At 66.1% G+C, this 8,372-nt stretch carries 7 protein-coding genes; 4 read left to right on the forward strand and 3 right to left on the reverse strand.

Annotated elements, in window-relative coordinates:
- Nucleotides 1-12: 12 nt before the first annotated feature.
- Nucleotides 13-1,329: a flavin-containing monooxygenase gene (locus FRC96_RS10540; protein WP_230470116.1), complete on the reverse strand. Its 1,317-nt coding sequence runs from the start codon at nucleotides 1,327-1,329 to the stop codon at nucleotides 13-15.
- Between the two features lie 163 nt (nucleotides 1,330-1,492).
- Between FRC96_RS10540 and FRC96_RS10545 the strand changes: the two genes are divergently transcribed.
- The 3 genes from FRC96_RS10545 to FRC96_RS10555 are packed head-to-tail and all read left to right on the forward strand — an operon-like array spanning nucleotide 1,493 to nucleotide 5,336.
- Complete coding sequence (locus FRC96_RS10545) at nucleotides 1,493-2,446, forward strand: bile acid:sodium symporter family protein (RefSeq protein WP_230470117.1); 954 nt, start codon at nucleotides 1,493-1,495, stop codon at nucleotides 2,444-2,446.
- A gap of 60 nt (nucleotides 2,447-2,506) precedes the next feature.
- The gene (locus FRC96_RS10550) at nucleotides 2,507-4,267 is read left to right on the forward strand and encodes an SDR family oxidoreductase (protein ID WP_146974458.1); all 1,761 of its coding nucleotides are present in this window, start codon (nucleotides 2,507-2,509) and stop codon (nucleotides 4,265-4,267) included.
- A 43-nt stretch (nucleotides 4,268-4,310) separates the two neighbouring features.
- Nucleotides 4,311-5,336 (forward strand): aldo/keto reductase, encoded by a 1,026-nt coding sequence (locus tag FRC96_RS10555; RefSeq protein ID WP_146974459.1) that lies wholly within the window; start codon nucleotides 4,311-4,313, stop codon nucleotides 5,334-5,336.
- Between the two features lie 15 nt (nucleotides 5,337-5,351).
- On the opposite strand, the gene FRC96_RS10560 is transcribed toward FRC96_RS10555, so the two are convergent.
- Nucleotides 5,352-6,098: a tetratricopeptide repeat protein gene (locus FRC96_RS10560; protein WP_230470118.1), complete on the reverse strand. Its 747-nt coding sequence runs from the start codon at nucleotides 6,096-6,098 to the stop codon at nucleotides 5,352-5,354.
- Between the two features lie 145 nt (nucleotides 6,099-6,243).
- Between FRC96_RS10560 and FRC96_RS10565 the strand changes: the two genes are divergently transcribed.
- A complete protein-coding gene (locus tag FRC96_RS10565) occupies nucleotides 6,244-7,764 on the forward strand; it encodes an Rqc2 family fibronectin-binding protein (protein ID WP_146974461.1) in 1,521 nt (506 codons plus the stop codon).
- A 103-nt stretch (nucleotides 7,765-7,867) separates the two neighbouring features.
- On the opposite strand, the gene FRC96_RS10570 is transcribed toward FRC96_RS10565, so the two are convergent.
- Nucleotides 7,868-8,372 (reverse strand): AgmX/PglI C-terminal domain-containing protein (locus FRC96_RS10570; RefSeq protein WP_146974462.1); only part of this gene is annotated, 505 nt, incomplete at its 5' end.

Genomic DNA, 8,372 nt, shown 5'->3' on the forward strand with positions numbered 1-8,372 from the left:
CCCCCCCGGCCCTCAGTCGCGCCGCCCCAGCGGCGAGTCAAACCACCCGATGAGCTCCTGCATCCGCTCGCGGTACACCGCGTTTCGCACGTAGTAGGCCATCCGCTCGAACTTCGAAAAATCCACCCCGCCGCTGGTATCCGGCCCCGGCCCCTTCTTCAGCTTGCGAAACGCCTCCGCCCTGCGCGGGTCTTCGCGACGCGCCACCAGAAAGCGCGCCACCGCCTCGGCCTGCCAGTCTCGGATCTGCCAGCCGCCGCCGTCGCTCTCAATCAGCCCCATCACAAAGATATCATCCTCCTCCGGATGGAAGATGTTCAGGTAGAGCTGCGGCGCCTTCCCGCCTCGCCAGGGCAGATACTTCGTATCCAGGAAGGGAAACGTCAGCTTATAGCCGGTGGCCATCACCACCACGTCGTACTCCCCCTGGCTCCCGTCCACAAAATGCACCGTCTTGCCCTCAAAACGCGAGACGTTGCTGCGCACTCTCACGTCCCCATGCCCCAGATGGTAGAGCAGCTGCGAGTTCACAATGGGGTGACTCTCATACAACTTATGGTCCGGCTCCGGGATCCCGTACTTGCGCGGGTCCGGCGCGATCCGACGCAACAACAACGTGTCCACACGCTGCTTCAACCACATCGGCATCTTTAACTTGCCGCTGCCCGCCCCGAAATCCGCCGCTGGCACCCCCAGAATATACTTCGGCACGATGTGATAGCCCCGACGCATCGACAGATCCACCGACGTCGCCTGGTGCACCGCGTCGATCGCGATATCACACCCGCTGTTGCCCGCGCCCACAATCAACACCCGCTTCCCCTTAAACACCTCCGAGGTGCGATAGTCGCAGGAGTGGAACATCTCCCCCTCAAACTCACCCTCAAACTGCGGCCAGTTCGGATCGTTGAGGTGCCCGTTGGCGATGCACACCGCGTCGTACAAAAACGCCTCCCCCGTATCCAGCGTCACACGCCAGCCCTCCCCCTGACGCTCCACCTCCTCCACACTCGCCCCGAAGCGGATCCGCTCATAGAGCCCGAACTCCTGCGCGAAATCCCGAAAGTACTTCAGAATCGTGCGATGACACGGGTAATCCGCCACCTCTTCCCCCAGCGGAAAGTCATCGAACTGCGTCGACTTCTTCGAGGAGATCAGATGCGCCGACTCGTACATATTGCTGTACTCCGAGTCGATGTCCCACACCCCGCCCACATCATCCGAACGCTCAAACTGATCGTAGAGCACGCCGTTACGCGCCAGCGCGCGCGCCGTCGCCAGACCCGCGGGCCCCGCGCCGATCACACACACACGCTGCCCTCGGTCCACAACCTCACCCTTCGTACCCTGAGGCAAGTCCGCAGCGATCGCCGCACCCTTTGCAACCTTCGTTTCCACGACGTCCTTTACCTTCAAGCCCGGCTCACTCATGATCATCCCTCACGTTGACGGATTTCGCTTCGGTCCGATAAAACACTAACCGAACGGTCAGATGCGTCAAGCCCCCTACAGCGCCGTGAGGCAACCTGACATGCGCGAGAGCATCGACGCCATCGAGCTCAACTTCGATCCCTCCAGCCTGATGGCCCTCAACGTCATCCTGGGGCTGATCATGTTCGGCATCGCGCTCTCCCTGCGCGTCGACGACTTCCGCTACGTCCTCAAACACCCCCGCGCGCCCCTCGTCGGCATGCTCGCCCAGTTCGGCCTGCTGCCCGCGGCCACCTGGGGCCTGACCCGCCTCCTTGATCTTCCAGCCTCCGTCTCGCTGGGCATGATCCTCGTGGCGTCCTGCCCCGGCGGAAACATCTCCAACTTCATCGCCCACCTCTCCCGGGCCAACACCGCCCTCTCCATCTCGGTGACCGCCCTCTCCACCACCGCCGCGATGATCTTCACCCCCCTCAACGTCGCGTTCTGGGGCTCCCGATCCGCCGACACCCGCGCCATCCTCACCGAGTTCAGCCTCCAGCCCCTCGACATGCTCCTCAATGTCTTCATCCTCCTGGGGCTGCCCCTGACCCTGGGCATGCTCCTGCGCCACTACGCCCCCTCCATCGCCGACAAAGCCGAGCGCCCCTTTAAAGTCCTCTCTATCCTGCTCTTCGCTCTGCTCATCATCGTGGCCTTCCGCTCCAACATGAGCGCCTTCATCGCCGTCATCGGCATCATCTTCATCCCCGTCGCCCTCCACAACGCCACCGCCTGGATCGTGGGCTACGCCGCCGGCCGCGTCGCCGGCCTCCCCTTAGAAGACACCCGGGCGCTCGCCATCGAGGTCGCCATTCAGAACTCCGGCCTGGGCCTGGTGCTCATCTTCGCCTTCTTCGGCGGCCTGGGCGGCATGGCCGTCATCGCCGGCTGGTGGGGCATCTGGCATATTATCGCCGGCCTCTTCATGGCCGCCCTCTGGTCGCGCCCCCAGAGCCCCCGTGCCGCATCCTGAACCTCGCTTCCTTTCATCCCCTCACGATGCCCCGCTTCCTTTCCCCTTCACGACGTTGAGATGGCTGTCCCTATGGCAAAGTCCAAGAAGAACTCCTCTGCAAACGCCACCATCCTCATCACCGGCGCGGCCGGTTTTGTCGGCGACGCCCTGCTGCGCGCGCTCCTCGACGACACCGCAGCCTCTCGCACGATCGTCGCCACCGACATCCGCCCCCTGGCCGAGGATCTTCCCGATGAGGCGCGCCTCATCCGCGCTGACCTCGACATCCGCGACGCCAACGCCGTCGACACCCTCATCGCCCGACATCAACCCGCCATCGTCGTGCACCTCGCTGCCATCGTCACCCCTCCCCCCGGCGACACCCGCAAGCTCCAATACGAGGTCGATGTCATCGGCACCCGCAACGTCGTCAGCGCCTGCGCAAAGCACGGCGTCAAACAGCTGATCTACACCTCCAGCGGCGCCGCCTACGGCTACCACCCCGACAACCCGCCCTCACTCAAAGAGAGCGACCCGGTCCGCGGCAACGAGGTCTTCGCCTACGCCCACCACAAGCGCATGGTCGAAGACGATCTCGAGCGCGCGCGTCAGGACTTCCCCCACCTGGGCCAGCTGATCTTCCGCGTCTCCACCGTGCTCGGCCCTCAGACCGACAACCAGATCACCGGACTCTTCGAGCAGCCCGTCGTCCCGGGCATCCGCGGCGCCGACTCCCCCTTCTGCATCGTCGCCGACTTCGACGTCGTCGACGCCATCCGCCACGGCATCAACACCGGCAAGACCGGCATCTACAACCTCACCGGCGACGGCGTCCTCTCCCTCGCTGAGATCGCCCGGCGCATGAACAACCGCTACCTCCCCCTGCCCGAGTCCCTGGTACGCACCGCCCTGGCGGCGCTCTCCAGCCGCGGCATCGGGCCCTACGGGCCCGAGCAGGTTCTCTTTATCAAGCACCGCCCCGTCCTCGACAACACCGCCCTCAAACGCGACTTCGGCTTCACCCCCGCGCTGACCACCGACGAAGCCTTTGAGCGCTACCGCAAAGCCCGCACCCTCGATGGACCGGCCACCGTGCTCATCACCGGCGCCGGCGGCGGATTGGGATTTGAGCTCGCCCGCGCCCACGCCCGCCGCGGCGACCGCCTCGCGCTGCTCGAGCGCGACCCGGCCGCGTTGGAGCGCACCTTTATGATGGTCCGCGCATCAGGCGCTCAGGCCCTGGCCATCAACGCCGACCTGCGCGATCCCGCCGATTGCCAGCGCGCCATCGCGCAGACCTCCGAAGCTTTCGGCGGCATCGACCTCCTCTACAACAACGCCGCCATCCCCTCCCGCGCGCTCTTCGCAGACACCACCAGCGCCCGCATCGAAGAGGTCATCGACGTCAACCTCATGGGTGCGGTACGCATCACCGAGGCTGCGCTGCCCTATCTTACGCGCTCAAAAGGCCGCATCTGCGCCATCTCCAGCGTCGCCGGCTTCGCGCCCCTGACCGGACGCACCGCCTACGCCGCCAGCAAACACGCGCTGCACGGCTTCTTCGACTCCCTGCGCACCGAGCTCGTCGACCAGGGCGTCTCCGTCACGCTGGCCTGCCCCGCGTACATCAAGACCGCCTTTCGCAAAGACGCCCGCGACAACGCCTCTGAGCTCAACCCCTCCGAGGTCGCCGACGCCATCATCGACGCGACCATCCACCGCCGCCGCATCGCCCTCATCGGCGCCACCGCCCGCCAGGCCTACTGGCTGCACAAGTTCGCCCCGTCGATCTTCGAGCGACTGATGCGCCGCAGCGTCAAAGACGAGTTCCCCACCTGAATCACCCTCAACAACCCTCCCCCCAAACGAGCTGTAAATCGCTATGAGCCCCCCCCTCAACATCCCCCATCGTCGCCTTGGAAAAACCGGCCTCACCGTCTCCCGCATCTGCCTGGGCACGATGATGTTTGCCGATCGCACCGACCTCAATGAGGCTCGCAACATCGCCGACCTCTGCCTGGAGCGCGGCGTCTTCTTCTGGGACACCGCCGACATGTACAGCCGCGGCGGCTCCGAGACGATGGTCGGCCAGCTGATGGCCGGCCGCCGCGACCAGATCGTGCTCGCCACCAAAGCCTGCCGCCCCATGAGCGAGCTGCCCAACGACCGCGGCCTCTCCGCGCGTCACCTCATCAAAGCCTGCGAAGACTCCCTGCGGCGGCTCAACACCGACTACATCGACATCTTCTACCTCCACTTCACCGACCCCCACACTCGCCCCGAAGAGACCCTGCGCGCGCTCGAAGACCTCACCCGCAGCGGCAAGATCCGCTACAGCGGCGTCTCCAACCACCAGGCCTGGGAGATCGCCGACCGCATCGGCATCGCCCGCGCCCACGGCTGGCAACCGGTCGACGTCGTCCAGCCCCTCTACAACATCCTCAACCGCGACATCGAGCGCGAGCTCATCCCCATGGCTCAGAACTACGGCATGGGCGTGGTCACCTACTCCTCGCTGGCCCGCGGCGTGCTCACCGGCAAGTACCGCTGGGACGCTCCCGCCCCCGAAGGCTCTCGCCTGGCCCGCGGTGACGTGCGCATGCGTCAGGCCGAGTGGCGCGAAGACTCCCTCCACGTCGTCGACAAACTCCGCCCCCTGGCAGACGCCCGCAACATCCCCTTAAGCCAGCTCGCCACCGCCTGGACGCTGGCCAACCCACTGGTCGACTCCGTCATCATCGGACCGCGCACCCTGGCCCAGGCCGAAGACGCCCTTCAAAGCGCTGGCCTCACCTGGGACGACGAGCTGGAAGACGCCATCGACGCCCTCGCCCCACCCGGCACCCACGCCGGCCGCCACATCCCCGACCAGGACGTCTTCCCGCTGCGCGGTCGCCCCCGCACATGACGTCCCGGCGCTGCCTCAGTTCACGCTCAGGTACTGACGGCAGCGCTCCGCAAGATCATTGCGCGGCTGAATCTGTACGCAGCGGCGGAAGTGCTCCACAGCGCGCCCGTCGCCGCGTGCCTGCATCAACTTCCCCAGGTTGAAGTGCGGCTCCTGGTAGTTCTCCGGGCACTTCTCAATGGCCAGGCGGTAGTAGCGCGCCGCCTCACTCGCATTGCCCATCGCCTCATACACCAACCCCTGGTTGTTATCCGCCAGACACATCTGCGGGGCGAGGAAGGCGGCCATCCGGAAGTGCTCCAGAGCCTCGGCGAGCCGACGCTGGTTGTAATAAGCCCACCCCAGGTTGTTATGCGCGAGCTCCGGCGTGGTGTAGAGCGTCTCATCGATCAGGACCAAAAACTCCCGCTCGGCGTCCTCCCACCGCTCCATCGCCAGATACACCGACCCCAGGTTATTGCGCGCAAAGTGGAAGCTCGGCTCCACCCGCAGAACCTCCTCAAAATGATTCACCGAGCGACGGTAGTCGCGCCTCCCCATGTAGATGATCCCCATCAGGTAATGCGCCTGAGCGTGGTCCGGGTTAATCTCCAGCGCGCGCGTCAGCTCCCGAATCGCGTGGGTCACCTCGTTGGACTGAAAGTAGCCGGCGCCCATCTCATAATGAAACTGAGCGCTCTTCTCGATCTGCTCCTCCTCCGACGGCCCCCCGGTCGCGCACCCCATCATCAGCAGCGCACCGACCCACATCACGACAAGCATCCCTCTTCGCCACATACCTGCTACCCTCAAGGCCTGGTCTCACACCTGCACCGTGGCACCCCATCGGCGCCCTCTCTGAGGTGCTGACGCTAACACGAGCCACGCGCGCCCCCAAATTTTCCTCACGCCGCCCCCCTGAGCCCTTATGACCCTCTCCCACGCTGACCTCGCCCTGATCGTCGAAGAGCTCGCCACCCTGGCCATCCCCGGCGTCATCCAGAAAGTTTTTCCGGCTGGCCCGCGACAGCTCACCCTCCAGGTGCGCGTCCCCGGACAGACCCACCATATCTTTCTGAGCGCCGCCCCGGCCGACGCCCGCGCCCACCTCGTCGCAGAACGCCCCAGAGTCGAAGGCCGCCCCGAAGCCTTTGTGATGTTACTTCGCAAGTGGCTCCACGGCGCCTGGATTGAGGGCATCGACCTCGACCCGGCCGACCGCGTCCTCACCTTCCACCTCTCCGCAGTCGACCCGGACTGGGAGCCGCAGCCCGAAGACGACAAAGCCCCCCGCCGCGCTCTGCGCCTGATCGCCGAGCTCGTCGGACATCACCCCAACATCGTTCTCACCGAAGACGACACCGTCTTAGGCACCGCCCACGCCCGCACCTTAGGCGATCGTCCGCTACGCCCCTCCACGCCCTACCTCCCGCCCCCGGCACCTCCCGAGCTCGGCCCCCCACCCACCAACGAGCTCGCCGCGCTCCCCCCCGACGGCAGCCGCTCCGCCTTCATCGATCATCACACACGCACCGCACGCAAGCGCGACGCGCGCGAGAGCCTCTTCACCACCCTCTCCCGCGATCTTCGCTCCCGCGCCAAAAGCCTGCGCCGGCGCGTCAAACATATCGAGCAGGACCTCCAGCGCATCGACGAGGCCGCCGACTTCAAGAAGTTCGGCGAGCTCTTGCAAAGCGCCTACGGCAAGGTGGAGCGAGGTGCCGCCGAGGTCCGTGTCCCCGACTACTACGTCGAAGGCATGCCCGAGATCACCATCGAGCTCGACCCCGCTCACGACCTCCAGTGGAACATCGACCGCTACTTCCACCAGTACCGCCGCTACAAAGAGGCCCGCGACGACGTCGAGACCCGCTACCTGGAGTCCGCCGACCTCCTCGAAGCCCTCGAAGAGGCCCGCCAGGGCCTTCAGGAGCTCGCCGACGCGGATCTCGATACCCTGACCGCCTTTAAGGAGAAGCTCCGCGGCGAGGGGCTCCTCAAAACCACCCACCGCCAACGCGCCGCGCGCAAAGCGCTCGCGCCGCGCCCTCCCTACCGCGAGTTTCGCTCCCGCCGCGGCGACATCATCCTGGTGGGTCGCGGCGCGCGTCATAACGACGCGCTCACCACCCGCATCGCGCGCGGACGCGACCTCTGGCTGCACGCCCGCGACTGGGCCGGTGCCCACGTCGTGGTGCGCCGCGACCGCGGCGAAGACACCGACAGTGAGACCCTGCTCGACGCCGCCACACTCGCCGCCTACTTCTCCCGCGGCCGCGAAGACTCTCTGATCGACGTCACCTACACCGACGCCCGCCACGTCCGAAAACCCCGGGGCGCCGCTCCCGGCCTGGTCACCATCGCCGCCGGCTCCACCATCGCCGTCAGCATCGACGAGGAGCGCCTCCAGCGTCTGCTCGACAGCGAGATCGACGAGCACGCCGACTGACCCCACCCCCCACGCGTCACGCCAAACGCACACACGCAAAAAAGCCCGCGAGCTCTCACTCGCGGGCTTTTTCAATCATGACGCCTGGACCAAAGCGCGTCGCTCAGCGAATCACGAAGGGATACGTGATCGGCAGCTCGCTCTTCGACTCGGGGAAACGCATCGAGTTCACCACGCGCTCAATGCACCCGCCAAGGTCAGTACCGGCCATCGGACCGCCCTGCACGCTGGCACCGGTGACGTTGCCGGCCGGCTGCACGGCGAAGCGCACGCGCGCCGTCCCGCTGAGGCCACCGGAGTTGGAGTCACGAGCACACCCGGCGATCTGCGAGTTGTACTTACGAATCGTCCCCGCCACCTGGGAGCGCGACAGGCTATCCGGCACGTTCTTCGCCGCTGCCGGGGCGCTACCGCCGGAACCGCTCGACGAGCTTCCCGAACGATCCAGCTGACCGATGATCGAGTCCACGCCACTTCCCGACGAGCCGGTGTTGCGCGACGCCGTGCGCTCCGGCTCCGGCTCGGGCTCACTGCGGCGAGTGCGGGTACGCGAGCTGGACCGCTCCTTACGAGCCGGGGCCTCCGCGCGGGCTTCTTCTTTCTCTTCA

Source organism: Lujinxingia vulgaris, from assembly GCF_007997005.1.
Lineage (GTDB): Bacteria > Myxococcota_A > Bradymonadia > Bradymonadales > Bradymonadaceae > Lujinxingia.

Bases quoted from the DNA above. Each gene is read 5' to 3' on its own strand.
- FRC96_RS10545 (WP_230470117.1), top strand. From the start codon at position 1,493: ATGCGTCAAGCCCCCTACAGCGCCGTGAGGCAACCTGACATGCGCGAG.
- FRC96_RS10550 (WP_146974458.1), top strand. From the start codon at position 2,507: ATGGCTGTCCCTATGGCAAAGTCCAAGAAGAACTCCTCTGCAAACGCC.
- FRC96_RS10555 (WP_146974459.1), top strand. From the start codon at position 4,311: ATGAGCCCCCCCCTCAACATCCCCCATCGTCGCCTTGGAAAAACCGGC.
- FRC96_RS10560 (WP_230470118.1), bottom strand. From the start codon at position 6,098: ATGCTTGTCGTGATGTGGGTCGGTGCGCTGCTGATGATGGGGTGCGCG.
- FRC96_RS10565 (WP_146974461.1), top strand. From the start codon at position 6,244: ATGACCCTCTCCCACGCTGACCTCGCCCTGATCGTCGAAGAGCTCGCC.